This is a genomic window from Chitinophaga filiformis (assembly GCF_021646545.1).
GTDB lineage: Bacteria > Bacteroidota > Bacteroidia > Chitinophagales > Chitinophagaceae > Chitinophaga > Chitinophaga filiformis_A.
On sequence record NZ_JAKIRP010000007.1, the window covers coordinates 151,148 to 177,571 of the forward strand.

Annotated in this window: 27 protein-coding genes; 14 read left to right on the forward strand and 13 right to left on the reverse strand. The window is 45.5% G+C overall.

Going from position 1 to position 26,424, the window contains the following annotated elements:
* Nucleotides 1-152 precede the first annotated feature (152 nt).
* Entirely contained in the window at nucleotides 153-1,142 is a 990-nt protein-coding gene (locus L3C95_RS18620) for a hypothetical protein (protein ID WP_236389758.1), read from the reverse strand.
* Nucleotides 1,143-1,803: 661 nt separating this feature from the next.
* On the opposite strand from L3C95_RS18620, the gene L3C95_RS18625 reads away from it, so the two are divergent.
* From L3C95_RS18625 to L3C95_RS18635, 3 genes are all read left to right on the forward strand, one after another.
* Entirely contained in the window at nucleotides 1,804-2,430 is a 627-nt protein-coding gene (locus L3C95_RS18625; RefSeq protein WP_236389761.1) for a DUF4157 domain-containing protein, read from the forward strand.
* A gap of 180 nt (nucleotides 2,431-2,610) precedes the next feature.
* Complete coding sequence (locus tag L3C95_RS18630; protein WP_236389763.1) at nucleotides 2,611-3,024, forward strand: hypothetical protein; 414 nt, start codon at nucleotides 2,611-2,613, stop codon at nucleotides 3,022-3,024.
* Nucleotides 3,025-3,075: 51 nt separating this feature from the next.
* Nucleotides 3,076-3,645, forward strand: coding sequence for a Crp/Fnr family transcriptional regulator (locus L3C95_RS18635; protein ID WP_236389770.1), 570 nt, complete (start codon nucleotides 3,076-3,078; stop codon nucleotides 3,643-3,645).
* A 206-nt stretch (nucleotides 3,646-3,851) separates the two neighbouring features.
* Here the strand turns inward: L3C95_RS18635 and L3C95_RS18640 are convergent, their stop codons facing one another.
* From L3C95_RS18640 to L3C95_RS18660, 5 genes are all read right to left on the reverse strand, one after another.
* Nucleotides 3,852-4,643, reverse strand: a complete 792-nt coding sequence (locus L3C95_RS18640; RefSeq protein ID WP_236389773.1) for an ATP-binding cassette domain-containing protein — start codon at nucleotides 4,641-4,643, stop codon at nucleotides 3,852-3,854.
* Nucleotides 4,640-5,419: an ABC transporter permease gene (locus L3C95_RS18645; RefSeq protein WP_236389775.1), complete on the reverse strand. Its 780-nt coding sequence runs from the start codon at nucleotides 5,417-5,419 to the stop codon at nucleotides 4,640-4,642. Before L3C95_RS18645 ends, L3C95_RS18640 begins: the two co-directional genes overlap by 4 nt.
* A 73-nt stretch (nucleotides 5,420-5,492) precedes the next feature.
* Nucleotides 5,493-7,259 (reverse strand): OmpA family protein, encoded by a 1,767-nt coding sequence (locus tag L3C95_RS35125; protein ID WP_317207696.1) that lies wholly within the window; start codon nucleotides 7,257-7,259, stop codon nucleotides 5,493-5,495.
* A 46-nt stretch (nucleotides 7,260-7,305) separates the two neighbouring features.
* On the reverse strand, nucleotides 7,306-8,298 hold the full coding sequence (locus L3C95_RS18655; RefSeq protein ID WP_236389786.1) for a hypothetical protein: 993 nt from the start codon (nucleotides 8,296-8,298) through the stop codon (nucleotides 7,306-7,308).
* An 11-nt stretch (nucleotides 8,299-8,309) separates the two neighbouring features.
* A complete protein-coding gene (locus L3C95_RS18660; RefSeq protein WP_236389788.1) occupies nucleotides 8,310-8,939 on the reverse strand; it encodes a hypothetical protein in 630 nt (209 codons plus the stop codon).
* 791 nt (nucleotides 8,940-9,730) lie between these two features.
* Between L3C95_RS18660 and L3C95_RS18665 the strand changes: the two genes are divergently transcribed.
* The 6 genes from L3C95_RS18665 (at nucleotide 9,731) to L3C95_RS18690 (ending at nucleotide 13,483) form a co-directional block, all read left to right on the forward strand.
* On the forward strand, nucleotides 9,731-10,306 hold the full coding sequence (locus L3C95_RS18665; RefSeq protein ID WP_236389792.1) for a Crp/Fnr family transcriptional regulator: 576 nt from the start codon (nucleotides 9,731-9,733) through the stop codon (nucleotides 10,304-10,306).
* Between the two features lie 121 nt (nucleotides 10,307-10,427).
* Entirely contained in the window at nucleotides 10,428-10,949 is a 522-nt protein-coding gene (locus L3C95_RS18670; RefSeq protein WP_236389793.1) for a YceI family protein, read from the forward strand.
* A 27-nt stretch (nucleotides 10,950-10,976) separates the two neighbouring features.
* Nucleotides 10,977-11,195 (forward strand): tautomerase family protein, encoded by a 219-nt coding sequence (locus L3C95_RS18675; RefSeq protein WP_089831844.1) that lies wholly within the window; start codon nucleotides 10,977-10,979, stop codon nucleotides 11,193-11,195.
* Nucleotides 11,196-11,201: 6 nt separating this feature from the next.
* On the forward strand, nucleotides 11,202-11,936 hold the full coding sequence (locus L3C95_RS18680) for an SDR family NAD(P)-dependent oxidoreductase (RefSeq protein ID WP_236389796.1): 735 nt from the start codon (nucleotides 11,202-11,204) through the stop codon (nucleotides 11,934-11,936).
* Between the two features lies 1 nt (nucleotide 11,937).
* Nucleotides 11,938-12,393 (forward strand): nuclear transport factor 2 family protein, encoded by a 456-nt coding sequence (locus tag L3C95_RS18685; RefSeq protein ID WP_236389799.1) that lies wholly within the window; start codon nucleotides 11,938-11,940, stop codon nucleotides 12,391-12,393.
* A 7-nt stretch (nucleotides 12,394-12,400) separates the two neighbouring features.
* Nucleotides 12,401-13,483: an NAD(P)H-dependent flavin oxidoreductase gene (locus L3C95_RS18690; RefSeq protein ID WP_236389800.1), complete on the forward strand. Its 1,083-nt coding sequence runs from the start codon at nucleotides 12,401-12,403 to the stop codon at nucleotides 13,481-13,483.
* A 67-nt stretch (nucleotides 13,484-13,550) separates the two neighbouring features.
* Here the strand turns inward: L3C95_RS18690 and L3C95_RS18695 are convergent, their stop codons facing one another.
* A complete protein-coding gene (locus tag L3C95_RS18695; protein WP_236389801.1) occupies nucleotides 13,551-14,447 on the reverse strand; it encodes an alpha/beta fold hydrolase in 897 nt (298 codons plus the stop codon).
* A 152-nt stretch (nucleotides 14,448-14,599) separates the two neighbouring features.
* Between L3C95_RS18695 and L3C95_RS18700 the strand changes: the two genes are divergently transcribed.
* A complete protein-coding gene (locus L3C95_RS18700; RefSeq protein ID WP_236389803.1) occupies nucleotides 14,600-15,784 on the forward strand; it encodes an acyltransferase family protein in 1,185 nt (394 codons plus the stop codon).
* 83 nt (nucleotides 15,785-15,867) lie between these two features.
* On the opposite strand, the gene L3C95_RS18705 is transcribed toward L3C95_RS18700, so the two are convergent.
* Nucleotides 15,868-18,261 carry a discoidin domain-containing protein gene (locus L3C95_RS18705; protein ID WP_236389804.1) on the reverse strand — a complete coding sequence of 798 codons (2,394 nt, stop codon included), beginning with the start codon at nucleotides 18,259-18,261 and terminating at the stop codon, nucleotides 15,868-15,870.
* A 571-nt stretch (nucleotides 18,262-18,832) separates the two neighbouring features.
* On the opposite strand from L3C95_RS18705, the gene L3C95_RS18710 reads away from it, so the two are divergent.
* On the forward strand, nucleotides 18,833-19,285 hold the full coding sequence (locus L3C95_RS18710; RefSeq protein WP_236389806.1) for a DUF2059 domain-containing protein: 453 nt from the start codon (nucleotides 18,833-18,835) through the stop codon (nucleotides 19,283-19,285).
* Between the two features lie 47 nt (nucleotides 19,286-19,332).
* Here the strand turns inward: L3C95_RS18710 and L3C95_RS18715 are convergent, their stop codons facing one another.
* Nucleotides 19,333-20,562, reverse strand: a complete 1,230-nt coding sequence (locus tag L3C95_RS18715) for a CehA/McbA family metallohydrolase (RefSeq protein WP_236389818.1) — start codon at nucleotides 20,560-20,562, stop codon at nucleotides 19,333-19,335.
* Nucleotides 20,563-20,854: 292 nt separating this feature from the next.
* Between L3C95_RS18715 and L3C95_RS18720 the strand changes: the two genes are divergently transcribed.
* Nucleotides 20,855-20,992 carry a hypothetical protein gene (locus L3C95_RS18720; RefSeq protein ID WP_236389821.1) on the forward strand — a complete coding sequence of 46 codons (138 nt, stop codon included), beginning with the start codon at nucleotides 20,855-20,857 and terminating at the stop codon, nucleotides 20,990-20,992.
* Between the two features lie 56 nt (nucleotides 20,993-21,048).
* On the opposite strand, the gene L3C95_RS18725 is transcribed toward L3C95_RS18720, so the two are convergent.
* Nucleotides 21,049-21,789, reverse strand: coding sequence for an SDR family NAD(P)-dependent oxidoreductase (locus L3C95_RS18725; protein WP_236389822.1), 741 nt, complete (start codon nucleotides 21,787-21,789; stop codon nucleotides 21,049-21,051).
* 124 nt (nucleotides 21,790-21,913) lie between these two features.
* Between L3C95_RS18725 and L3C95_RS18730 the strand changes: the two genes are divergently transcribed.
* Entirely contained in the window at nucleotides 21,914-22,297 is a 384-nt protein-coding gene (locus L3C95_RS18730) for a winged helix-turn-helix transcriptional regulator (protein WP_236389824.1), read from the forward strand.
* Nucleotides 22,298-22,311: 14 nt separating this feature from the next.
* On the opposite strand, the gene L3C95_RS18735 is transcribed toward L3C95_RS18730, so the two are convergent.
* Nucleotides 22,312-23,388 (reverse strand): M48 family metallopeptidase, encoded by a 1,077-nt coding sequence (locus L3C95_RS18735; protein ID WP_236389829.1) that lies wholly within the window; start codon nucleotides 23,386-23,388, stop codon nucleotides 22,312-22,314.
* A 7-nt stretch (nucleotides 23,389-23,395) separates the two neighbouring features.
* Nucleotides 23,396-24,364, reverse strand: a complete 969-nt coding sequence (locus L3C95_RS18740; RefSeq protein WP_236389836.1) for a YjgN family protein — start codon at nucleotides 24,362-24,364, stop codon at nucleotides 23,396-23,398.
* A 147-nt stretch (nucleotides 24,365-24,511) separates the two neighbouring features.
* Between L3C95_RS18740 and L3C95_RS18745 the strand changes: the two genes are divergently transcribed.
* Nucleotides 24,512-25,189: an alpha/beta fold hydrolase gene (locus L3C95_RS18745; RefSeq protein ID WP_236389837.1), complete on the forward strand. Its 678-nt coding sequence runs from the start codon at nucleotides 24,512-24,514 to the stop codon at nucleotides 25,187-25,189.
* An 86-nt stretch (nucleotides 25,190-25,275) separates the two neighbouring features.
* On the opposite strand, the gene L3C95_RS18750 is transcribed toward L3C95_RS18745, so the two are convergent.
* Nucleotides 25,276-26,382 carry a metallophosphoesterase family protein gene (locus L3C95_RS18750; protein WP_236389843.1) on the reverse strand — a complete coding sequence of 369 codons (1,107 nt, stop codon included), beginning with the start codon at nucleotides 26,380-26,382 and terminating at the stop codon, nucleotides 25,276-25,278.
* Nucleotides 26,383-26,424 lie beyond the last annotated feature (42 nt).

Here is a 26,424-nt window from a genome sequence, read left to right on the forward strand (position 1 = left end):
TGGACTGGACAACAGAAGGGTTTCCCGCCCCAGGGATCTCCGCCTGACCAACTCGTGGAAATAGACGAAAGCTCCCTGGCGCGGGCTACATCCTGGCAACAGCCAGTAAACCGCTACTACGGCGGAAAACCCTGGCATAGTTGAAAATTAATTTATTTCGTTTTTTGAATTCTCATAGCGTATACTGTAGACTCTCCGCAATCCCATTGTTGACTGCTACCTGTTTTAAGAAGAGCACTACTACTGCTGAAACTCATGGAAGGATACATGCCGATGATCATCCTGCCGTATTGCCTGTATCTTGCTGCTCCCCCCGGACAAGTAAGTACCCATCCCTGAGGAATTTTAGCCTCAACAGAACCTTCATTTACTGACAGACACTGAGGAACTAAGGTCGCTATATCAGATCCAATATCTAAAGAACCAAAATTTGGGATGTCTTTCAAAATGCCAATTGCATAAGCCGTAATCGAAGCAGGTGCGCTTGTAATATGGTCTTTACTTGCAACGTACCAGGCATTTTCAGTACCAAAGGGATGGCTATCGGTTAGAAAATTGCCTGCACCACTCCAATTGACTTTAGCTCCACCACCTATCAAGGTGTATCCGGTACCTGTCAAACTTGCAGATGCCGATGGTTTGGATGCAACACCCGATGTAGCGGAAACCAGCTTTATATAATCTTTCAGCTGAGCACTTGATATCCCTTGTATTTTAAGACCTATAGCATAACATGCCAGATAATAAGGCGTTACACCTGGACGACCTTTAGACTCAATATACCATGTTTTCAGATCGCTGCCCGGATATGATGCTGTCAGGAAAGAACCCGGTTCGCCCTGATAATTATAGGCACCTCCTCCCACGAGCACGTAATCGTCGGGAACAGCAACATCTCCTTGAACTAAGTCGCCTGGTCCAACATCCTTTGAAACTAAAACAACACTGACTTTACCTGACCAATCAGAATATGGGCCGCCTATCGCTTTGACGCTGGCGTTCTTTTCCTCTTCGCTGTTCCCGTTGGTAGCATCATAATTACCTGACAAGCCGTTGTCCGTTCTAAGCTCTTTCCTGCAGCCGGCAACAGACAATGCTAATAACAAGCAGATGCCAATTGATAGTTGAATGTTTAATCTCATAAAATGAAATTTTAGGGTTTTAAGGAATTGTTAACTTAATTGAGAAACAATCTTGAAAATATCTGGGGGAACTTGTTGTAAAGCCCGACCAATGTCGAGCTGTTATCTTTCGAAGTTCAGTATTGATTTGCTACAGTTTAGGTCAACAACTAAGTGGTTAAAATTTTTGGGGGCTATTATTGTAGAAATAAAGATAATAAAAGTTATAAAAAAAGGATCGTTTGTGTTATGACTATGCTGTCATTTTCATTTACACTGCTAACTCATAGCATATTTTATTTGTATCAATACAAATAGGCTTACCTCTTTCCTGCAGTGCTATGTTTTACTATTCAGCTGAGAAGCTATTCCGGCTAATACCGATTATGTGATGCTACTGACGTATGCTCCAGCAATATAGCAGGCGGTGCATAACTCCTACGGTGAAAAAGAATGACTGGTCGGGAAGTACTCGAATTACCTGATGGCTGACAGCAGCAAAGAATTGAGATTTACCTGGCGTGCAGCAGCGAGAGTAGTGTTCGATGCAGTAATAAACTTTACCTGGCTAGCATTGTTTACCCTACTATCCTAAAAATCAACCATTTACAATCTTGTCCAAATTAACCCGCAAATAAACCCGAATATTTCTTAAATTTCAGCAGTAATTCCCTTATTGCTTATGTCCCAATCTTATCATACCCTCCAGAGAGAACAGGCTACCCGTCGTTCCGCTGCAGAAAATACCTCCTCCAACGGCATACAGTTCAAAGCCGTAAAACCTTTCCAAAAGAAAAGCAGTGATGCTCCTGTACAGGCGCAAGAGGATGAACTGCTGCAAGGTCGGTTTGTTACGCAACTGCAGGATGATATGGAAGAAGAAGTGCCCGCACAGTTTGTACTGCAGAAAGCGACCTTACCGGAAGAAGAACCGCCAGTAATGGGAAAATTCGCCGCACAGCTGAAACAGAATGATACCGGCATGCCTGACCAGTTAAAATCTGGGGTGGAGCAACTTTCGGGCATGAGTATGAATGATGTGAAGGTACACTACAATTCCTCCCAACCAGCACAATTGAATGCGCTGGCATATGCACAGGGAACGGATATCCATATAGCACCGGGACAGGAACAGCATTTACCTCATGAAGCATGGCATGTAGCCCAGCAAAAGCAGGGACGCGTGCAGGCTACCACACAGATGAAAACAGGTACGCCGGTAAATGATGATCCGGGACTGGAACATGAAGCTGACGTAATGGGCGCGCAGGCAATGCAGGTAGGAGCGCAAAGTATGCAGGTGATGTAATAACATCTTCTGAAAAAGATAAAAAGCGAAGGCCGTCTCAGATGAGGCGGCCTTCGCTTTTTATAAAACTACTTTAATTTTAATCTTATCGTAATCCCGTTACTTTGCTACAAACAATAAGGGATGCAGGCACGGCCGGGCCGGTATCCAATGTCCATAAACCAAATGTAGCAACGCACAATGAAAACAACGGAGATCAATAAATCAGCCTTACAGACAACAGGCACATTAGCGGCCAATGGACCGGTATATATGTTAAATTTGCTGCGCTATAAAGAATATGCGGATTATAACAATGCTGCAGGTGTTTCACCCTGTTCCGGCCGGGAAGTCTATATGCAGCGATATGTCAGGGAATTCAGGCGAATTACCGCTGATGATGATGTTAAATTACTGTTCCTGGGCAATGTAGGCATAAGCCTTGTAGCACCGGATGACGAGCAGTGGGATGATGTGGCGATTGTTGAATATCCTGATTTCTCCACATTCAGCCGTATTGTTAGCAGCAACGCGTATCTTACAGATGCCGAGCCACACAGGCTGGCCGCACTGGAAGACTGGCGGCTGATCGCTACCAATAAAGTGCTCCTGTAAAGAAATCACAGGATATCATAGCGCCACCCCCCTTTTAATAAACAGCAAAAGATGAACGAATCAATTCTGAAGAATTTCGAAAAACATATCTCTCTGGATCCCTCAGAAATTGAATATGTTCAGTCCTTATTGCTGTCTAAAAAAGTGAAGAAAAACACTATCCTCCTGAAAACCGGGGATATCAGCAGGTACATTTACTTTGTTGTAAAAGGTTGCCTGCGCATGTATAATACAGACGATAAAGGCGTCCAGCATATCGTCACCTTTGCCCCGGAAGATTGGTGGTCAGTTGATCTATCCAGCTTTTACACCGGAGGACCGGCCTTTTATACAATAGATGCATTGGAAGATACGGAAGTGCTGTTTCTTAGTAATGAAAGTGTAGAAATGCTGTATGAGAAAGTCCCTAAATTTGAACGCTTTTTCCGTATTTTCTTTGCGAATGGATTGGTATTGTACCAGCGCAGGATGACAGCCATCATTTCACAATCAGCGGAGGAACGGTATCTTCAGTTTCAAAAACGTTATCCGGGTCTTGAACAAAGAATTGCGCAAAAACATATTGCTGCGTATTTAGGTATCACACCTGTCTTTTTAAGCATGTTGCGGAAACGTCTCTGATATGGAGGATAAGACTCCGGGCGAACACGAAGCCGATGCAATAGGACACAGGCAGTGCAGGTAAACGTGTAGCATATGCAATAACATCCTCAGAAAAGAGAAAAAGCGAAGGCCGCCTCAAATGAGACGGCCTTGTTGGGTTAACAAATGCGCTTCTTGCGCAGGTATTTCAGGTAAGGGATAACAGGAGCTGACCCGTTATTAAATTATAAACTGGCCTTTATTTCATCCAACGTATCAGCGAAGGCCTTTTCACGCCGTACGTCTTTCTGCCATGCCAGGCCTCTTTCCAACAGGTCAATTTCCTGTTTTACAGTAGCACCTGCCTGTCCTTCTTCTTTTGCGAGAATGAAGACAGTATCGGAAATGGCTACGCTTGTTTCAATATCGTGCGAGACGATCACAAGGGTTTTTAATTCATCAGAGACAGATACCTGCAATAACATCTCCACCACTTTATCCAATACACAGATATCAAGTCCGGAAAAGGGTTCATCAAACAGGAGAAAGGCCGATCCTTTTAAAAGCTGCTGCACAATACTGGCACGCTGACGCTGACCGCCAGACAATTGCTGTGGGTATTTGTGCAGGATGTCTGTTATTTCGAATGCTTCAGCCCATTTTGCTATAGCATCCTTTTCATTTCCCTTTAAGGCAGGGTTCTGCCTGCAGGCCATCATTACCGACTGGTAAATGGTTTTCCATTCAAACAGGTAGTAATGCTGGAATACAACGCCCATGTCGCCTGCTTCCACTTTCTTATTACCATATATGGTAATAGTTCCTGCAGATGGTTGCTGCAGCCCTGCCATCAGGCGGAACAACTGTGTTTTACCAATACCGCTCCTGCCTAACAGAGACACCACCTGTCCCTGGCTCATACCAGGACGTACAATATTGCGGATGGTAAAATTGACGTCCCTTAAAATGGCACGGTCACCATAACTCAGGCTGACATGCTCCGCCTGCAAAAGCACCTCTTCTTTTGTGTACGTCATCGTGTTGTTTTTTGTGATCTGGTGTAAGGAAACAGCCAGCTACGGATGGTTGCCAGCAGGTAATCGAAGAACAATCCCAGCAGGAAGATAAGCAGCTGCAATGCCAGTACATTGGTCAGATCGTTATACTTATTGTATTTGATCAGCAGCGCTCCTATTCCGCCTTCACTCATACTAAGCCCTTCTACCATGGTGATCATCAGCCAGGATATAGCAAAGTTGTGCTGTATTATTTCCAGTACCTTGTCAGCCTTACCGATGATGATCACTTCGTATAAGATCCGCCAGCGGTTATAACCCAGCGTCTTGCACAGGTCATACTCCTGTTGGGGAATATGCACGATGACCGACAGAAAAGACGTAACAAAAAAGGGGACAATACCGAATATCAGCAACCATAGTTTAAGCGCACTTCCGTTCTGCGTAAGCAGCGTAAAAACGAATATGAGCCCTGCCAATGTGAGATACCGGCACTTCACAATAAACAGCGCGATACCTTTAAAAAACGGCAATACAGATAAATAAGCGATAACCAGTGTAATAGCAATGGAGTACAGCATCGCCTGCATGGTCAGTAAGAGACTCACCAGCACATTATCTATCAGCACTTTTGTGGTAGATAAGTGCGCCAGGGCGGCCAGCACTTTACCTGGCTGCGGCATTAATCCATCGGTGGTAAGATGCCACAGCGTCAGCGACAATACTACCTGTGCCACTACCATAATCAGAAATGTCTGCCTGCTAATGACGGCAAAAGGTTGAAATAACTTCTTCATGCAGATAATGTTTAAGACCGGGAAGAAAAAGATAGCCGCTGACTTCATGCCAGACGGCTATCCGGGCTAATTGTTACTGACCTAAGACGATTTCCACCCTTCTGTTTTGTCTTCTGCCAGCCTCTGTATCGTTATCAGCTACAGGTTTGGATGCACCAAAACCTTTTGCCTCCACACGATTTACAGAAAGCCCTTTCCTCACCAGGTAATCTTGTACCGCCGCAGCACGCTTCTCTGACAGCGGAATATTGGTAGCATCAGCACCCACGTTGTCCGTATGTCCGTATACACCTACCTTCAGACCTTCCGCTACTACGGCAGATTCGAAGATCTCATTCAGCATTTTGAATGAAGATGATTTGATCACAGCAGAGCCGGTTTCAAACTCTATGCTGTAAGACTTTGATGATACTTCTGAAGTGATCTCGGAAGCATACTTTGTCTCAATCGCTTTACCTTCCAGCAGTTCCGGGTGGTTTGACAACACGGAGAACAGGAACGATTTATCCACTGCTTTCTCATAAGGCATAAAGGAAGGCATCAGCGCAGGATACATCTTCACCATCAGTGTACCGAAGGTGTTGTACACCGCTTTATATCGGTCAATTTTGTCTTCACCCAATCCGAAGGTGTTGGCCATGTCCTGCAGGTTGAATACTGCGGATCCTCCCAATGTTACTTTCAGTCCCTGGATATCCTTTTCTTCCACACCATCGTAATACTTCAGCCAATAAGCAGCATCCTGCTCATTATATACTTCAGCACTTACTTTGGCAGCGAAGGCTTTTGCCTCATTGAAGGAACGTACCTGGTCGCCCGCCTGTGCCAGGGCGATGATCATATTCTCGATATCGGTCCTGTGATCGTATGCCCATTTTTTGATGGCGATGGTCTGGTTAGGCATCTGCGAAGCGTACTGCTTTGTGTTGGCGATAGTCACCAGTCCACCCTTCTTCACTGACACATTCACGTCGCCCGGTGTCCAGGTTGCAACAGCATCCACACCTACAGTAGTGTCCTTACCGGTAGTCTTACCGTTTACCACTACCTTGCGGCTTTCGGTATAACCGGTGATATACTTATTAGGCGCATCCAGGAAGTCGTTAGCGGCAATAATGTTGATAGCAGTAGCATCGTAGGTGGTTTCGTCAGGGTTTACCTTCAGACCATTGTCGCCCGCCCATTTCAACAGAATATTGATGTCTCCGTCACGCAGCACACCTGCCACGCATTTACCGATAGCGGTTTTAGGATCTGCCTTCCACTGCTGAGGACCCATTACCTGGTCTTCACCATATGATTTACCGTGTGTAACAGGTATGATCACAGGCTGATATTCAGGTCCGAGTGGTTCCAGCTCTTTTGACAGGGAAGTCATGAAAGCAGGCATACCGTCTCCCATAAAGGTGATCAACACACCCGGTGTATTGGCATCCTTTTTATAGTCCTGGGCAAACTTCACCAGGTCAGCCATCTGCTTGTTACAGTCGTCCTGCCTGATATAGGTAATGTCCAGTTTCGCATTATCAAACAAAGACCCCTTGGTAGTACGTACACCACCGTTGGCATACATTGCTGAGAACTGGCTGTTCCATGCCATACGTAACCAGGTGATCTGTGTACCGCCATTACCTGCGGGTTCACTGCCGGGTAAAGGGACTTTTACAGCGTTACCACTTAAAGATGCTTCAGGCGCGTCAGGCAATACTACCTTGCCTACTTCCAGCGATTCGCCCACCTGTTTCGGGCGACCCTGATACCATCTTACACCTAAGATACCGGCTGCTACTACGGCAGCAATAATGAAAAGTTTTCCTGCGGGTTTTAATTTGATTGCCATTTTATTTTGTGTTTAGTAAGTTTTAAAAATTGCGTTGTGATAAATATTAATCCAGTAAGCCTCTGTGCCTGTCTGGTGTTTGTACACCCTTCAATCTTCCGCTATCGCTGTTCCTGTTCAGGGCAGACTGCGTATAATTGAAATCGGAGTGTACATCGAAACTGTTGATCAGTTCTATTGCCTGTGCAGACTTAGCCTTGTCTTCCAGTACCTTATCGTCCATAAAGCGGGAGGTAACATCGATGGCCGATTTGATATGGCCGATCTTCTCCCCGATACGTACTTTCAGTATGGCCAGCGCCTTCTCAGCATCCTGGTTCAGACCATCGTCGCCCTTGAATGCCTTCATTGCACTGCTCACGGCCGATAAGCCAGTGGTAACAGAGTAGTACAGGTCTTTCTTCGCTTCCAGGTCAAGCTTTGCATCTTCCAGCATAATACCGCTCTCCTCGTATGCAGCGTCAGCGAAAGAAACCAGCTTGTTCAGGTCACCCACGATGGGCGTTACATTGTCGATGTATTCCCTGCAGCGGATCACGTTATTGGCGTACAGATCTATCTGCCTGTTGTTCTTACTTTCATTCTGCAGGATCTTCACCTTCTGAATGTTGAGCTGTAACTCCTTTTCTTTTTCTCTCAGCTTGTCCAGCAACTCGCTCTGCTTACCTTTCAGTTTCGCGCTTTGTTTGAACAGTGTGTTCCTGTCCTCATAACCCTGATCGATCTTTGCCTGCAGAATCGCAAATGGATTCAGTTCTATAGCGAGACCAATCGTGTAGTTGGCGATGAACTCCGAGAAATATTTCAGCGCGCGCCAGAACTTTTTGCTGGTGACCAGCATCAGTAGAAAACCGAGTATTACACCACCAATGACCAGGTTGATCAGGTTCCAGGTCACGGAAACAAGCCATGGCAGTACATAGGTTGCAAACGCATACCCTAAGCCGGCAAAAAGGGAAATACCTATGATGGCGGTGGCGACATTTTTAGGCTCGGAAAACCAGTTTGTTTTTACGGCCCTGTTCATTACTTCATTCATGTTGCATTGTTTTAAAGTATGTGTTGCTTTATCTTTTCTATGTCCTGCAGCAGTTTATTCCTGCTGCTGGTCATCGCAGCATCATAACCGCTGCTGTTGTTTTCGATCTTTTCCTCATTCTCTGCTATTTCCTGTGTGAGCACCCCGATCTGCTGCTGCAGGTTCACTATTTCCTGCGAGAGCTTTTGTATCTGTTGCTGCACCTGGTCCATCTCCTTTTTCTTGTTCTGCACCTTGTCCAGCAATGCCTGATCTACCGTGCTGTGAAAGGCCGCTGCATCTGCGTCCAGTATTTTCACATATTCCTGGGCAGAAGACAATAGCTTCTGTTTGTCCAGTCCCTGTGCCTGTAAACCGGCATAGGCAGCGCTAAAGCGGGCACTTTCATCTTTGATGACATGCATCGCTTCGATCATTTTAGCGAACTCGTAATAGTCCGGCCCTGGCAGGTTTGCATCTGCAAACAGCTTGTTGAAGTAATCGCTGAACTTGTTGTCAGCATCCGCAGGAGCACGTGTTTCCGTACTACGCGGAGGAGGCGAAGATGCTTGCACAGACTGCGTTCCGGCATCTTCCTCATTTTTTGTCTTATCCTCCACTTCAATGAAGGCGGATAAGATCTTTTTACCTAGTGAGGCCATAGTTTTGTGATTTATAAGGGTGAATGAATCGCTGTGTAATGGGCATAGCTCCGCCTCCACGACTTTTAATCGTGTTTTTTTCCTAAAGCCTTATCGGGGGAAAAAGCAGACAGACGATGCCTGTCATGCGGGGGCAAATAGCTATGACGCCAGTATTACTGACATGTAGCCCGTTGTTTGTGATGACCTACGAGAGTGCCTGCAATGGCAATCTATATAGCCAACGACTGTAAGTTTTACATTGTAAATTGGAAATTTGTACGAATGAATAAAACCCAGGTCATGTACCTGCTGAGCCGCTTCGCAACTCCGTTAAATTCTGTACTGTAGGTTCGTGTTACAGGGTGGGAATTTCCGGTGGTTATAGCTCTTCAATGAAGGCGAGCTATCATCTTATCCGAAAAAGTGTTTGTCATTTTCTTTGGAGATATACTCCGTTTTGTTTGATGACGTAAAGATATGACGGGGTTAACATTTCCTTCACAGATACCAATACGAACGGTAATTTTTGTTTCACGAATGGTAGCCGGAATTGATGAACGGCAAAATAGAGGTATAAGCGAAAATATAGGAGGTTGAACGGCAGATATCCAATTTGAACGGAGGCCCAATAATGACCTTACAATCAAATAATTGTAAGGGTAGCCCGTATTTGCAAAGCCCCATAAACTTATCAAGCGGGGAAAGAAAAACACGGCGGACGCCCCTCTTCAAAACCAGCAGTAAGATACTGAAAATCACCAATTTATCCACCAATTTAAATTATCACCACAGATTCCTATCTTTAAAACATGAATAGCCGGGAATTACTAAAACAGCACATTTCGAAAACCGCAACGCTGACTGACGAGCAGTTTGACTACTTCTTTTCTCATTTTACGCACCTGTCCTTTAAAAAGGGACAGACTATCATTAGTGAGGGTGATGAGGTAGACTGCGAATACTTTGTGATTTCCGGCTGCCTGAAGGCATTTTTCATCAATGACGACGTTAAGATGTACATCCTGCAGTTTGCTATGCCTACATGGTGGACATCTGATTATAACGCGCTTTATAGTCATACCCGTGCTACCATCAACGTTGATTGTATCACAGATGCCGAAGTACTGTGCCTGAAAAGTGAAGACCGCGAAAAGCTCTGTGCTGAAATACACCAGGTGGAACATTTCTTTCGCTGGCGAACAAACAGGGGTTATGTAGCTTCACAGAAAAGGCTCCTTTCCTTCATGAACAATGATGCTAAAAAACGTTATGAAGAGTTGCTGACCCTCTACCCCGAATTATATAACCTGGTACCCAAGCACCTGATAGCCGCCTATCTGGGCATCTCACGTGAGACCCTCAGCAGGCTTTATAATGCCCGTTAACCCTCCCGATGTGATCTATGTCACATAATTACTGAATGTGATGTACGTCACGTAACCACCTTGAAATTCCTTCCGTTCTTTGTGTTGTCAATTCAAACATAAACAATTAAACATACACAAAATGGAAACGAAAAAATTTCAAATCGTAAATGCACAAAGTAATATTGATTGGATCGGTCGTAAAGTAACCGGCGCACATAATGGAACCATCGGTATCAAAGAAGGTACTCTGATCTTCACTGATGGCAAATTATCAGGTGGTAACTTTGTAATAGACACTACCTCCATCAAGATCCTGGACGTAACAGATCCGGCTACAAATGCACAATTTGCCGGTCACCTGGCTTCAGACGATTTCTTCTCTATCGATAAATACCCTGAAGCTACCCTGCAGATCACAGGCGTATCCGGCAAACACGTACAGGGCGACCTTACCATCAAGGGTATCACTCACCCGGTTAGCTTCGATGTAACTGTCAATACCGACCATGGCGACGTAGTGACCGCATACGGAAAGCTGGTAATAGACCGCACCAAATACGGTATTAAGTTCCGCTCCGGTAACTTCTTCAAAGATCTCGGCGATACACTCATCTACAATGACTTCGATCTTCAGGTAACGATTACTGCTAAAGCTGCCTGATATTCATCACCCCTAAAAATTTAAAAAATGCCTTACGTAAAGATAGAACTCACCCGTGAAGGCGTCACCCGTGAGCAAAAGCAACAACTGATCAAAGGTGTAACAGACCTGATCACTGATGTACTCAATAAAGATCCTCAGCTGACACATGTTGTCATACAGGAAGTGAACCTGGACGATTGGGGATTTGCAGGCGAACAGGTATCTGTTCTCCGTGAAAAAGGAATCACAGCAGATAAAAAATAAGCAACAATGAAAAAGCAAACAATCATAGTGACCGGTGCATCATCCGGTATTGGTAAGGAAGTAGCAAGGTACTTCCTGGAAAGAGGAGATAACGTAGTCATCAATTCCACTACTACAGACAAGCTCGAAGCAGCATTTAAAGAACTCGGCGGAGGCAGCAACCTGGCTATGGTAGCGGGTAACGTGAGCGATAAAAAGACAGGTGAAAAGCTGGTAGCCACTGCAGTTGAAAAATTCGGTTCTGCGGATGTACTGGTAAACAACGCCGGTATATTTGAAACCAAACCATTCCTTGAAGTGGACGAAGCTTATCTGGACCGCTTTCTGAACACTAACCTGAAAGGTACCTATTTCACTACGCAGGCGGTTATTCCACAGATGCTGAAACAACACGATGGCGTAGTGATCAACATCGGCACTCCGTTGGTCTACCATGCGCTGGGTGGTGTACCCATCACCGCACCGATGTCCAGCAAAGCAGCTATTCATGCACTTACACTTCAGCTGGCAGCTGAATTCGGTAAAGACAACATACGGGTAAACACCGTCGCGCCAGGCACGATCCGTACGCCTATGCATGGCGAAGATGCTGATAAAACTGCCGGTCTTCATTTATTGAACCGCATCGGTGAAGTGACAGATGTTGCGGAAATGGTTTATACCGTGGCAAAAAGTAACTTCATCTCCGGCACCATCATCAATGTGGACGGTGGCGCAGGCGCCGGACATCATCTGAATTAATATGAAAAAACTATTATTAATACTCGCTTTTATGGTCAGCGTTCCGCTGACCATAAAAGCGCAAAAGACAAATCATATGGACACGCAAAAAGCTGATGTAGCAGCTATTTCCGAAATACTGGAGGGCTCCTATTTCAAAGGCATTTATGAAGGCAATCTTGATCTTTTGAAGCCAGTATACCATTCCGGAACTTTACTTTTCGGAGATGTAAAAGGACAGCCTTACGCTAAAACGCTTGATCAATACCTGGATGGTGTGGCCAATCGTCAAAGCCCTAAAGATTCAGGAAAGCCGTTTAAAGGAGATATTATATCCGTTAATGTTGTAAACTCTATTGCGGTGGCTGAAGTAAAGGTAAAAATGTATGACTTTAATTATCACGAGTTTTTATCTTTCCATAAGATAGATGGCAGATGGTTCATCGTCAATAAAATGATCAGCGACGTACAACAATAGTTTAATCATGTGGTATAATACAAAAGTAACGGAGCAAGTGGGTATTGCATACCCTATCTTTCAGGGCCCTTTCGGTGGTCGCCTTTCATCAGCCGAACTGGTGGCTGCTGTATCAAATGCGGGCGGACTTGGCGGCTACGGAGCCTATACACTGACGCCACAGGAGATCATCACTATAGACCAAGAGATCAAAGCACTTACTGACAAACCTTATAATATCAACCTGTGGGTTTCAGATACGGACGCCACTAATGGAGCAGTCTCCGAAACCACATATGAACAGGTGAAAGCACTTTTCCGGCCTTACTTTGACGAAGCAAACGTTCCTTTCCCTGAAAAGCCGGCGCCATTTAAAAGCAGGTTTGAAAACCAGGTACAGGTCATCCTGGATATCCGCCCGAAGGTTTTCAGCTTTGTGTTTGGTATACCATCAGCAGACATACTGGAACAGTGCCGTAAGCTGGGCATTATTACTGCTGGTGCGGCCACTACGCTGGATGAGGCCATCGCACTTGAAAATGCCGGCGTAGACCTGATCGTTGCATCAGGCTTTGAAGCCGGCGGGCACCGGCCCTCATTCCTGAGCTCAACGGAGTCTTCTTTCACCGGTACCTTTGTATTGCTTCAACTGATAAGGGAAAAGGTAAAAATACCTGTTATCGCTGCCGGAGGTATTGCTAACGGCAAGGGTATCGCTGCAGCGCTGACGCTTGGCGCAGACGCGGCACAAGTCGGGACCGCCTTCCTGGCCACAGATGAGTCTAACGCGCTGCCTGTTCACAAACAAATGTTATTCTCTGATGCCGCAAAGTACACCACATTGTCGAAGGCCTTTACCGGCAGGCTGGGCCGGGGTCTGGCCAACAGGATCACCAGAGAGACCGGCAACGAAAACGCCTACCTCCCCTTTCCCCTCCAATCCACATTTATGTCGTCATTGAGAAGTGCTGCTGTTCAACAGCAAAAATGGGACATGGTTTATTTCTGGGGAGGACAGATAGCCCCCATACTAAAACATACTAAAGCCACGATACTGATGCAAACGTTAATAGAAGAAGCTTCTGCCTGTTTCAATGATCTGAAGGTTTAACAACTCACAGGCAGATGGTCAACCAGATGTAAGCAAAAAGGCTACGTGATGTAGTCTTTTTGCCGTTTTATGGCTCTTTACGCGAAGCAGCTATTTTGCTGATTGCCGCTGTTAGCACCGCGTTGAATCCCGAAGGATCTTCATTCATGGGATAATGTCCTGTTCCATGCATCGGCAACAGCACATATGAAATGCCTTTTTTCATCAGGGCAACGGTATCTGTGGATGTGTAATCGCTGTTAATTAAGTAGATCGTCTTTTTCAAACCAGCCAGCTTCTCAATACCCGGGTATTGCTCATTCCTCTCCAGGCAGTCAATAGCAATGACAGTATCAACACTGGTGATGTCATTCAAAACCCTTGCCTTTATCAGCGAATCCGTGGTGGACGAGAATAAATATTGCCTGGCGAAAGGCAATATTACCTGCTTATAATTTCGCCTGGCGCCTTCGAAGAAGCGAACAGTTTCCGTATCAGGTTGCGGCGGATCCCATCCTGCATTCTTGAAATTGTCCACGCCCACCAGTCCGATCACCCGGTCTTTATTACGCAGCGCCGCCTCAACAATGATAAAACCACTCATCGAATGCCCGACCAGGATAACGTTCTTTAAATCCAGCTGTTGGATGACTGCCGAGAGATCTTCCCCATATGCCTCTACCGTCCATTTTTCCCTGTTCTTACCAGAAGCCCCGAAACCAGGAAGGTCCACCGTCACTACACGGTATTTTATTTGGAAGAAGCCAAACTGATCTTTCCAATAATCTTTATTGATACACCAACCATGCACAAAAAGCAGGGTGGTATCACCCTTCTTACTGTCATCATAGTTAATATTCACCCCCTTGTTGTCTATCTTTACTGCTTCACCGGCTGACGCTTCCTTCCGATGCGCTGTCTGATGGCAGGAGAACAGGATAGTTGACAGTAATGTCATCAAGGTTACAGGAAGATAGTGTTTCATAGATGTATGCTTTCGGATGTTTACCGGCAAATTAATGAAAATCTGGTCAGATCATCAGTATCATGCAACTTTCTGACGCTGGTTACGACTTTAATACAGGCTATTTTGCAATATTCAACTTGTCAACATAACCGTTTCAGGTCACACTAAAAATGATAAAAAACATTCAACGCGACACATGGGTAGACTATTTACGGGCTACGATCACTGTACTGGTGGTTGCACATCACTCGAGTCTTGCTTATACGACATTCGCTAATTTCAACAAGGAAGCCTACATCAACTCCACTCATCCAATTGTTGATAACAAAAGATGGATAGGACTGGATATTTTTGAGAACTTCAACGACATATTTTTCATGTCGCTTATGTTTTTCATCGGAGGACTATTCCTTACAAAAAGCATCGCGAAAAAAGGCACAATGGCTTTTATCAGGGACAGATGCCTGCGACTGTTCATACCTTTTATTTTCATTGGAACCCTGTCAAATCTTATTGCCCATTTTCCATCTTTTTATTTAGCTCATAACGATATCAGTATCAAAGCATATGTAGTTGACTTCTTTACCGTTGAAAAATGGCCTGTTGGTCCTCCCTGGTTCATTTGGGTACTGTTTGCGTTTAACCTGCTGTTCGCACTGATATATTCACCAGCTAAAAATTTCTTTTCCAACACGGGCAACAGGATCGACCGGCTTGGTAACCGTCCACTGCTTTGTTTCCTTTTATTAGCCTTACTGACGTGGATATTATATGTACCGGTAGCCTATAATATAGGGGCCGGCACATGGACAGGCCGGGGACCTTTCGACTTCCAGCTAAGCCGCATCCTGCTATACTTTGGTTATTTTATGACCGGCGCCATTATCGGGAGTTCAAATTTCCATAACGGCATCTTTGCAAGGGATGCAGCACTGGTCAGCAGATGGAAGACATGGATAGCACTGGCACTGATCACCTATGCGGTCCTGACAGTGAGCGGCGAATATAATGTGCTGAAGAACCTTGTTGTAAAAGGTGTATTACCTGAATTTACAGCCTGGATGATCTACTATACCGTTTATGTACTTTCCTGTACATTGAGCAGTATAGCCTTCCTGACCACCTTCAGAGCCCTGGCTAAGACTCCTGTGTTATGGATGGATTCATTGTCTGCCAATGCTTACCTGATATACTTAATTCACTACATCTTCGTGCTCTGGACACAACTGTTCCTGTTAGATCTTGCAACTCCTGCATTTGCCAAATTTCTCATCGTATTTTTTAATGCACTGGCGCTTAGCTGGCTGGCAGGCATCTTTTTAAGAAGATCTCGTTTTGTAAGAAAGTACCTGTAAACAGCTTCGTCATCATAAAAAAAAGAGACCGTCTGCCTGGATAGGGAGACGGTCTCTTTTAAAAAAGGATCTATTTGTTACACTTATTCTACAACCACTTTCTTAAGGCTGTTACCTACAGAAATAATGTAAATTCCTTTAGGCCAGTTAGAAATGTCTACCTGCACCTGGTTAACGTTGCCATTAACCCTGGTCTGATAAACTTCTTTACCACTGATGTTATAAACCTTCAGCAAAGATGACTGCGTAGCACCTTTCAGCTGTACGTTCATGATGTTAGTTGCCGGGTTTGGAGATACGTTCACAGAGAGGCTGTTTTCAATACTCTTCACAGGAGCAGCCATTGCAAGTCTTCCTGCTGCCGGTGCATCTGCATACACTTCAAACTCCCAGATGGAGAAGCCATATGGGGTCGATCTCTTCAGGCCGTGTACTCTTACATAACGGGCATTAACAGCCGGGAAAGTAAGGTCTTCCGTACCACCAACACCGGTTGTTACAGTTCTCTGTACCGTCCAGTTGACAGTATCATTGGATGTTTCGATAGTGTAAGATGTTGCAAAAGCCGTTTCCCATTTCACCACTACTCTTGAAACATTCTGAGCGGCGCCCAGGTCAACAGCTAACCATTCATTGTCTGTATAACCGGATGACCAGCGTGTTGTGGTAGCGTTACCATCAACAGCGTATGCAGCAGGGAAATCTGGTGTTTCAACAGAAGAAGCCCACACGGTTTTATTGATAGCAATGTTGTTGGATTGGGATTGCTGTACAAAGTTGATCCAGTTGAAGTTGAACTCATTGGAATCAAATACAACGCGCAGTACTTTCTGACCGGCGGTCAATGCCGGTGTAGTTACATTTACAGTAGCCCAGGTCTGCCAGCCGACAGTATTGGGTACGGTAATAGTACCGGAGATGTTCTGTCCGTTCAGTTCCACATGGAATGTTTTTCCGGCAGCAATTGCAGCTACTCTTGCCTGGAGGGTGTATACACCTGCCTGTGCAACGTTCACTGTATATTCCAGCCATTCGCCCGTCTGAATAGTACCTACATTATATCCACCTTCAGTGGCAGACTCAATATCAACACCTTCTGTAGTACGGTACTGTCCCTGTGTATTGGTCGCTGTCAGATCATGATAGGCAACCCCTTCGCCACCATCATCATAGTTCTCCGCTTCGATCTTTCCGGGGATTGCCCATGCAGTTCCTCCATGAGGAGCCTGTGCTGCGGCGCCATATACTTCCAGTTCGAAGATAGAATAACCGTAGGTAGTGGCTCTTGACAGACCATGGATCCTTACGTAACGGCCATAACCCGTTAAACCAGTCAGGTCATTTACCAGCGTAGTATTACCGCTAACCGATTTTACTTTTACCCAGTTGCCGGTGCTTGTTGATATTTCTACATCGTAGGCTGTAGCGTAAGCAGCTTCCCATGTAATTTTTACCCTGTTGATGTCATAGTTGGCGCCCAGGTCTACATACAACCATTCGTCATCCGTGAATCCGGATGACCAGCGGGTACCATAGTTACCGTCGGTAGCATTAGCTGCCACCAGGTTCTGTGTGGTATTTACTTCTGTGGAAGATACAGTCACCTGTTTGCCGGAGGCCAGATTCTGCGGCACAGGCGTACCACCGTTACAAACATTACCTAATGTGTTGTAAATAGCGTTGATATCACCAAACTCTGTGGCAATGTCCCAGATCATGATACCACCTGCTGTTGATTTTGCAAGATTAGCTTTCCTGATATGTTCCGGCGTATTGTTGTCAGCACTGTAAAATGGCACCCCCAGCATTCTTTTGCTCTGTGGCACGCCACGTGCAGTCCAGTAAGCCATGGCACTGCTGGCCAGCTGATCGCCACCATAACACATGATGTTCACCAGGTCTAACATGGAAACGTTGTCATAGTTATCACCATTGTTGTTAGCGCTTTCAGATACAGCTGCTGTAAACAGTTTACCCATACCATGGAATCTGTTGCCGAGTACAGTAGCCACAGCATTCCACCTTGTTTTTGAAGTCGGATATTCCCAGTCCAGATCAATACCATCCAGGTTATACCTGGTGATCAGGTTAGCGAGGGCATTTGACAGGTTGTTGATTGCAGTAGGATTGGTTGAAATTTGTTCAAACGGCGTATTGCCCGGGGAACGGCCGTCAAGCCAGCCACCGACTGACAAAAGTATTTTTACATTGTTGGCATGACACCTGTTTACCAGGTCAGTCAATACAGCTCCATTATCAACCGAGCCGATATTGCCGTCTGTACCCGGAATTACAAACGCATAACAAATATGGGTGTACTTAGTATAATCAACCTTTGAAGGACTGTTGATATAGGCGTCTCCGCCCTCCACCCATGAAGGATAGTACCCTACTATATTATAGCATGATACCTGTGCAAAACTGGCTCCGGAAAGCATGAGGAGCCCCGCAAGAAATAATTGTTTAATTCTCTGCATAATTGGATTTTTAATGATTATATGAAGGATAAATCTCAATGAGGGAGCGATGCCATTGGCAGATACTTGTAGTCATAATAAATTGCATATCCCGGACGGCACCGTGAAAAGATCAGGTGCTGGTCAACAATTAGACGTGCTTGAATGGCATCAGTGTAAATGTCCTGTGCTGAAAGCTACAGGCCTGTTGTAATGGAAATCAATGTGTGCAAATTGTAATGGAATTTTAATTGGTTATTCTGATAGGTTTTCTGCCGGCCGACTAATGTAGTCTTTTAATAATATAAAGATATATCTAAATCGAATGTCCGCCAATAAGATGTTTATCTTTTTTTACATAGCAGGCATGCAAATCTGTACGCATGTATGCATTGAGTTGATAATTAATCTGATAAGGCTATACGTCATTAATACACCAGCTCAACCATGGTCATCAACATGCACGTCCCGGTTACGCGCAGACTAAGTATTTCCATACGACGGCGCGCCATTCCTCACTAATATGGGTATCTTGTTTTCTCTTTTTATTCTATCTTTCCAGCACCTATATCATTTTACTAAAAACATCAACATGAAAAAAATTCTCGCTGCACTGATATGCCTGGCCTTTGTTAGCAATGCATTTTCTCAGACAACATCCAAGGAAAAGAAAATAAAGGAAATGCTGGAACTGGTCGGCTCCGGTAAATTAGGCGTACAGGTAGCACAGCAAATGCTCAGCAATTTCCAGGAGCGGTTCACTTCCGTGCCGGCTGAGTTCTGGGAAAAAATGAAAGCAAGCATTCATGCAGAGGATCTCGTCAACCTCACCATACCTGTCTACGCGAAGTATTATACGGAAGAAGACCTGGACCAGGTGATCGCTTTCTACAAAACACCGGCGGGCCGTAAAGTCATAGCGGTAACACCACAGATCGTGCAGGAGTCAATGGTATTGGGCCGGGAGTGGGGACAGAAGCTGGGAGAAAAGATCCTCAGCGAAATGAAGGCCAGCGGTTATGACCCCGAGAAAATGGAGAATTAATACAAAAAAGGGCAGCCGCTTCCTGTGCAGACTGCCCTTTTTTATGTTTAAAAGTTAGGATCGAAGTTGAAGAAAATAGGATTAGACAGGCCCACCATATTTCCACTCAGCTTCATGGACTCCGGCACCTGCGGATAAGGAGTAGCCGGACCTTCTACCGTCACCCGGTAATAAGTCCTGCCCACGGTAGCCGGGGTATCTGTAAATTCAGCAACAGGGTTTTTACCCGTCACTTTTAGGGTATCGAATTTATTCCCATTCTTCACAATGCTGATGGCATATGTTTCTTCCGGAACCGTCTTTCCTGTCAGCTGAATACGGAACTTAACCGGCTTACCGGTCGGCTTGGTGTTATCCCCCATCATCATATCCATTTTACCATCCTGGTCGAGATCTGCATAGAACTCAACACGTGGTGCATAAGGATTTGCGCTCACTGATACCCTGCCGTTGGTCAATGCATCCACAACGGCCTGCGGCGTCCTTGCTGTAGCGTATACCCAGGTGGTAGGTGTCGCTACATAATTAGCTTTCGCCTGTACGCTGTTCTTCGTCGCCTTATCGGGTGTATCGGGCGTGCCATGATGGGCATCACTTCCTCCCCTGCCGGTCAGTTTACGGCCGGATGAAAGCATGTCATCCCATATCATGATCGCATTTTCATTCTTTGACCAGATAGCGGAGTTCCATACTTCTATTGACTCGATCATGTCATAGGAATACCCAAAGTGGTCCTTACCACTGGGATGATTGGCTGACAGATGTACCCCCAACTGCTTTTTCACGGCGCCAATTACAATGTCCCGCTGATCACGAACGTCATATAAGCGCTGGTGGTCGTAAGGTTTAGCAGAAAACACGTTACCATGTCCGCGGGTGGTTGTCCACTCGGCGCCATACAGTAACAATACGGAATCTGATTTAAATTCAGGATCTGCCCATGTATTATGCGCCACATCACCATCCACATGATTATCGTGGTCGGTGATGCAGATATAATCAACGCCTGCAGCTTTGGAGAAAGCGATGATCTTGGCAACAGGATTATTGGAAGACTCTTTACTATGCCTGGAATGCAAATGCAGATCCCCTTTCAGCCATACACCGCCTTTGAGGCTTGCTACAGACGGCAGGTTGTTAAGTTCTGCAGGCGCCCACGGGCTAACGTGAGCAGACTGCCCCATTGCAGCATTTGTAAAACAGCCGGCTATCGCTACCAGCAATCCGGTACTCGCAACTTGCTTCAACAACATTTTTCGGTCATTCTTGAACATCATATTAAATTATTATGGTAGTGCATTAAAAAGCTTAGCCGCATATAGGAAGAGGAACATGACATGTGGCCGCAAAGGTATACATCGGCAAAAGCCGCGGGTGTTAAATTTAGATCAAGAGATCATTAAATGTGATAACCGGTTTGGTGATTTAAGGCGCATTACGGGCGTTAACAGTAAATAACAGTCACTGGCAGGATCTGGCATAGTTTTATCATTATTAAAGCTGAAAAGGAAGTTTAAACGGACTGCAGACGCTTAACTCAACATTTATCACGCTAATAAACTTCACAACATGAAAGCTTTAAAATATTTCGCCATAACCGCCCTACTTATTTCCGGGTTAAGCAGCTGCCTGGTGGTCCGCGACAGACCGGGATACTATCATCCCCGTCCTCACCACCACCATCATGGACATGGACATTACAGATAATAATGCCAAAAAGCCCCTCGTTCAGAGGGGCTTTACTTTATCACCTGGTTTTGGCATCAGGAAACAGACAGACCTCCATCAACAGGTAATATCACACCTGTTACCCAGGTAGAACCGGCTGTTACCAGCATCGCAACATGCGCAACGATATCCGCTACATCGCCTCTCCTTTGTAAAGGAATGGATGTTCTTTCACTTTCGTGAATGGCCTGGATGATTTCCAATGGCAGTCCTGCGTTAGCCAGAACAGGTGTATTGGTAGGGCCGGGTGCAACTGCATTTACGCGGATGCCCAGTGGGGCCAGTTCCAGCGCCCATGTTTTTGTCAGCATATTAATACCTGCTTTTGCTGCGGCATAAGCGCTGATCTCCGGATACACTTTAATACCATGACTGCTGCTCACATTGATCACATGTCCTTTGGTAGCTGCCAGGAAATCAATACAGCCTGAAGTAAGCAGTGTGGGAGCGATTACATGTGTCTGGTACATAGCTTCCATTGATCTGCTGCTGATACCTTTCAGAGGCGTCAGTTCTACATGGCCCGCATTATTAATCAGTACGTCCAGTTTACCTTCCCAGTTGACACGGATGAACTCCAGTAATTTCTGTTCATCGCCCGCTATCTGCGTATCATATTCCAGTGTATGCAGCTCCGGCAGCTCATTCGCTAAGGCAGCCAGTTTTTCTTTATTACGACCTGTTACTAAAACCTGCCATCCGATGGAATAAAAATGCCGTGCTATTCCTTCTCCAATACCCGAAGTACCTCCGGTGATCAAAATGTTCCTATTCATAAACTCACTAATTTTGTGCAAAGGAAAGCAGCGATCAGGTTTTTATGAAGAGCTTACGCCAGGGTAAGTGAGTGGCATCAGGGTTGGCTTTGTCTGCTTTCGGGCTTTTTTAAAAAACGGTTTTATGGCTTATAACAGAAAAATGACATTAGACTGCGAATCCAATCCAAATGCGGATTGTGCATTGGAAGCGGCATTGTCAATAATAGGCGGGAAATGGAAGCTGAAGATCTATAAAGCGCTAAGGAACGGTGGCAATGTAAGGTTTTCCGCCATACACAAATCATTACACGATATATCGGAAAAAACACTGGCCGCACAGCTGCGCGAACTGGAGAACGATGGGATCGTTACCAGGACCAGCTATCCGGAGATACCACCCCGTGTGGAATATACATTGACCGCACTGGGTGCACAGCTCGAACCGGTATTCGAATCATTGAATAACTGGGGGAAAGCATATGTGGACGGCCGCTCGGCCATGGTTACAAATGAAGGATTTGAATAAGGCGTATCCGCACATCACTCATGGTAACGCTGATGTAACTGCCTGAATATCTCCTCCATCTTTTCATTATTCTTAACAGCGGCAGGATGGGCCTTAATATCCTCCTGTACATAGCGCATACGCTTATCGGTCAGCGGGTGCGTACTGATAAATTCAGGGATCTTTAGCTGATGGTCCAGCTTCTTTAATTCCTGCATCAGCTGCACCATACCTTGCTGGTCTACCTGGTTGCGACGCAGGGTTTCCAGACCGGTAATGTCGGCCTGCTCCTCATATCGACGGGAATAGGTAAGGCTGTAAATAGAGGTAGCATTAGCATATAAAGTTCCTACTATACCGCCTGCATCACTGAATACCGCCGACAAAAGGAGGCTGGTGCTCAGATCACGGCATAATTTACGAACAGAATGACGACGGGTTACATGCGCCACTTCATGGGATAACAATGCAGCCAGTTCCTCTTTCGTACGCAATTTCTTCAGTAACCCTGTATATACCATCACATACCCGCCAGGAAGCGCATAGGCATTCTCAATACTACTGGGCACTACCGTGAATACAAGAGAATCGGACGTATCCCACTTCATTTGGGCAGCAAACTTTGTCAGCAGTTCACTACCGGCTGTATCGATCTTCTCCTGCATACCATTACGGGCCGCAATGCCAATCTCTTTATCGAAGGACCTGGGCAGCTGATCAACCACCTTATCGGCACACCAGGGCAGTATAAAGAAATGGCCCGCCAGCAGAATACCGATGAGTATCAACAGCGAGATCAGGCCTACTTTATAACCGCCACGCAGTGCCAGCTCATGTAAGCCGACACCGCGTGAGAGTTTGTAATTTTTAAGGAACTCTTGTACAAAAACCGGATCATTCACTTCCAGGCTACCGGCTTCTTCTCCCGTATAAGTAATGCGGATAAAATTCCGGTCGCTTACCTGTATGGAGATCTCACTAAAGAACCATCGCAGTTGCTGGGAAGGCTCGCCTTCCGTGGTATAATCTACCAACAGACTTCCCTCGAAGACCTCCACAGTGACAGGAATGGCCTTTGCTACCTGGTGATTGTAATATTGTCCCTTGTACATATTTTTATTAGATGATGCTCAGATCAAACATATCCACGAGATCCTCGCCTGTTGCATTTCTGTATTCTTCTTCGGTCTGTGCAAGTTCTGACAGCTCAATATCTCCCACTATCTCAACATTTGACATCAGGAATTCTATTGTACGTGTCTGCACCCAGGCGAAGGCGATACCGAATGTAAAAATAAGGAGAATGAAATTTACGATCAGCAGGCCGGCAAAATTGCTGCCGGACGCTGTGGAGCGGAACGTGAAAGACTTATCGCCATGAACGAGGCGCAGGTTATCAACGTAATAACGGAAGATGTCAGCCTGCCACCAGAAGCTGTAGATACCCAAGGTGATAAGCGTCAGGAAATACCCTTTCAGGTTCATAACAAAAAAGTCACCACCATTGCCGTTATAACGGAACTCACCGCTGCCGAAACGGATATTGCTCAGCAGGTAGTTACGGATGTTGATAGCTGCCCAGGCACCATAGAAACCCAGGGTAACGATGGTCAGCAACATCTCTTTCAGGAACAGTTTCATAAATGTCTTCCTGTCGCCACGGTAACCAAAGCGGATCCCTCTCCAGGATGTTTTGGCCCAGTGGTAACGGTTTGCACCGTGGATCGCTGCTGGTACGACAAAGATCAGGAAAAGGATGTAGAACACCATTCCTACGAAAGGCAGCTTAAAGTAAGCACAGACATTCACGAGAATGAGCACTGCCACAAAAAGTCCCATAGCTTTCAGAAATCCTTTGAACATCTCTTTACCCGTGCCATTCCAGGCAAGTCGGGATCCATCCAGCTCAGTGGACGAATAGAGATATTGTAATTTCTTCGCTTTTGCCCAGGGATAATACAGGCCGAGTGTTACAGCTGTCAGTAGCCAGTTTAAAAATAGAATGCCGAAATAAGTACCTCCGTCACCGTGAAACGTCAATGCGGGGTTTTTAATTACAGTGCCCGATGGGCTGTACTGTTGCTCCATGTGTAGGGATTAAGATATAGGTGAATAATTAATAAGAACAAATATATTAAATACTTTTATATTTTTCTTAACATATGGATTACAGCAACAAAACATCTTTTCCTTTGTTTTTGAAGCAGTTATACCAAAATCTCCTAACTTCAGTGTATGAAACCATCCTTGTTAATACTCCACGGCGCCATCGGTGCATCCCGCCAGTTAAGGGCAATAGCTGCGCAGCTGTCAACACAGTATGAAGTACATCTTTTTGATTTTCCCGGTCATGGAGGGAAGGACCTGCCGGAAGGCCCCTTTTCCATTAAACTCTTCGCAGAAGCCGCACTGGAATATATAGAAGCGCATCACCTGCAGCAGCCAACCATTTTTGGTTATAGCATGGGAGGTTATGTGGCCATGTACCTGGCGAAACATCATCCGCAACTGATAGCAAGGGTCATTACCCTGGGTACCAAATTTCACTGGGACGAAGCTACCGCGGCTAAAGAGATCAAAATGCTGGACACTGAGACCATTACTACCAAAGTGCCCGATTTTGCCGCTGCTTTGGCCGATATGCATGCCCCGAACGACTGGAAGGTAGTGCTGCAACGTACAGCGGACATGCTGACTGCAATGGGAAAGGACAATCCACTGAAGCCGGACGATTATAAAGACATAAGAACCGACTCCCTTATTATGCTGGGCGACAGGGATAAAATGGTGACGCTGGAAGAAACGATCGCTACCTACAAAGCACTGCCCGAGGCAAAGATGGCTGTATTACCCGGCACGCCGCACCCGGTGGAAAAGGTAACGCCTTCGCTACTGGCGTTTTTCCTTAGTTAGAAGACTAAACTGACACTATCTCACTTTTTATAAAAAGTAAGGGCCGTCCATTAATCGTGGACGACCCTTACTTTTATAAAACTATCTTACTTTCCTATTTCAATTGTAAAAGTATCTTCCGGTGAAGCAACAACATCATTACCGGGTGTATTATCGTGAGGTACCGGATAATATTGACCGGTCAGGGTCAATCCCTTATCCGTTCTCTCCAGCATGATCTTCAGAAAACCGTGTTTATCATCGCAGTAAGCCTCCAATTCCACGTCATCAAACAATGCATTTTCATTGGTGAACCGTTTATCTTCAAGCGCAGCTACTGCATGCAATTCATCATATCCTCCGCCACCGGCAACGATAAAACATACAGGCCTGCCTTCAGGATAACTCCTTTTAAAGCGCTGATAGTTGTGTACATGCCCACTGAAAACGATATCCGGCCTGATACCTGTTTCTGCAAAAACTGACTCCAGCAGTGTGATCATGGGGATACTGGATCCATGGTTTACATCCGACGAATAAGGCGCATGATGGATACATAGTATCAATGCCTTCCCTGGCCTTTCCTGATCAGCAGCTTTCAGCTCTTCCTTCAGCCAGTTCCTTTGTTCTTCAGTGACGATGCCGAACTTGGGCACATTGCTGTGCATCCCGATAATATTGGCAAGCGGCGTATTCAGTGTCCAGTAAACATTGGGCTGCACCATACTTTTCCTTTCCGATCCACCACCGAATGCCACCGTATGAGGCGTTGTATCACAAAACACCGTCATGAAGGCATCCAGGCTGTTATAAGGTGCTACATCCGGATTCACATCGCTGTCATGATTGCCTGCTATGGCAAAGATAGGTCCGGGATAAAGTTTATATGGATCAAAGAATTGCCGCTGATACTGCGACGCCTCTCCATGATTATATACTACATCTCCAAGATGATAAAGGAACTGTGGTTGCTCATCTTTGGGCACATTGTACTGCCTGACCATCTGCCTCACTACTTTTTCCTGAAAATCGGGACTACGCAGGCTACCTGTATCGCCTACCATATGAAATGTCATTTTCCCGTTACCGATATCAGGAATGACGTGCTGAATAGGTAAACGGTAAGGATAAGCGCCACTTGGTTTCGGTAATGCCCTGAATTTATAGGAATCGTCCGGTTGGTCTTTCTTTAGCACAGGTGTTTTATATCTCATGACAATATCAATAGTACAGGGTAAAGATACGCGCAAAAACGA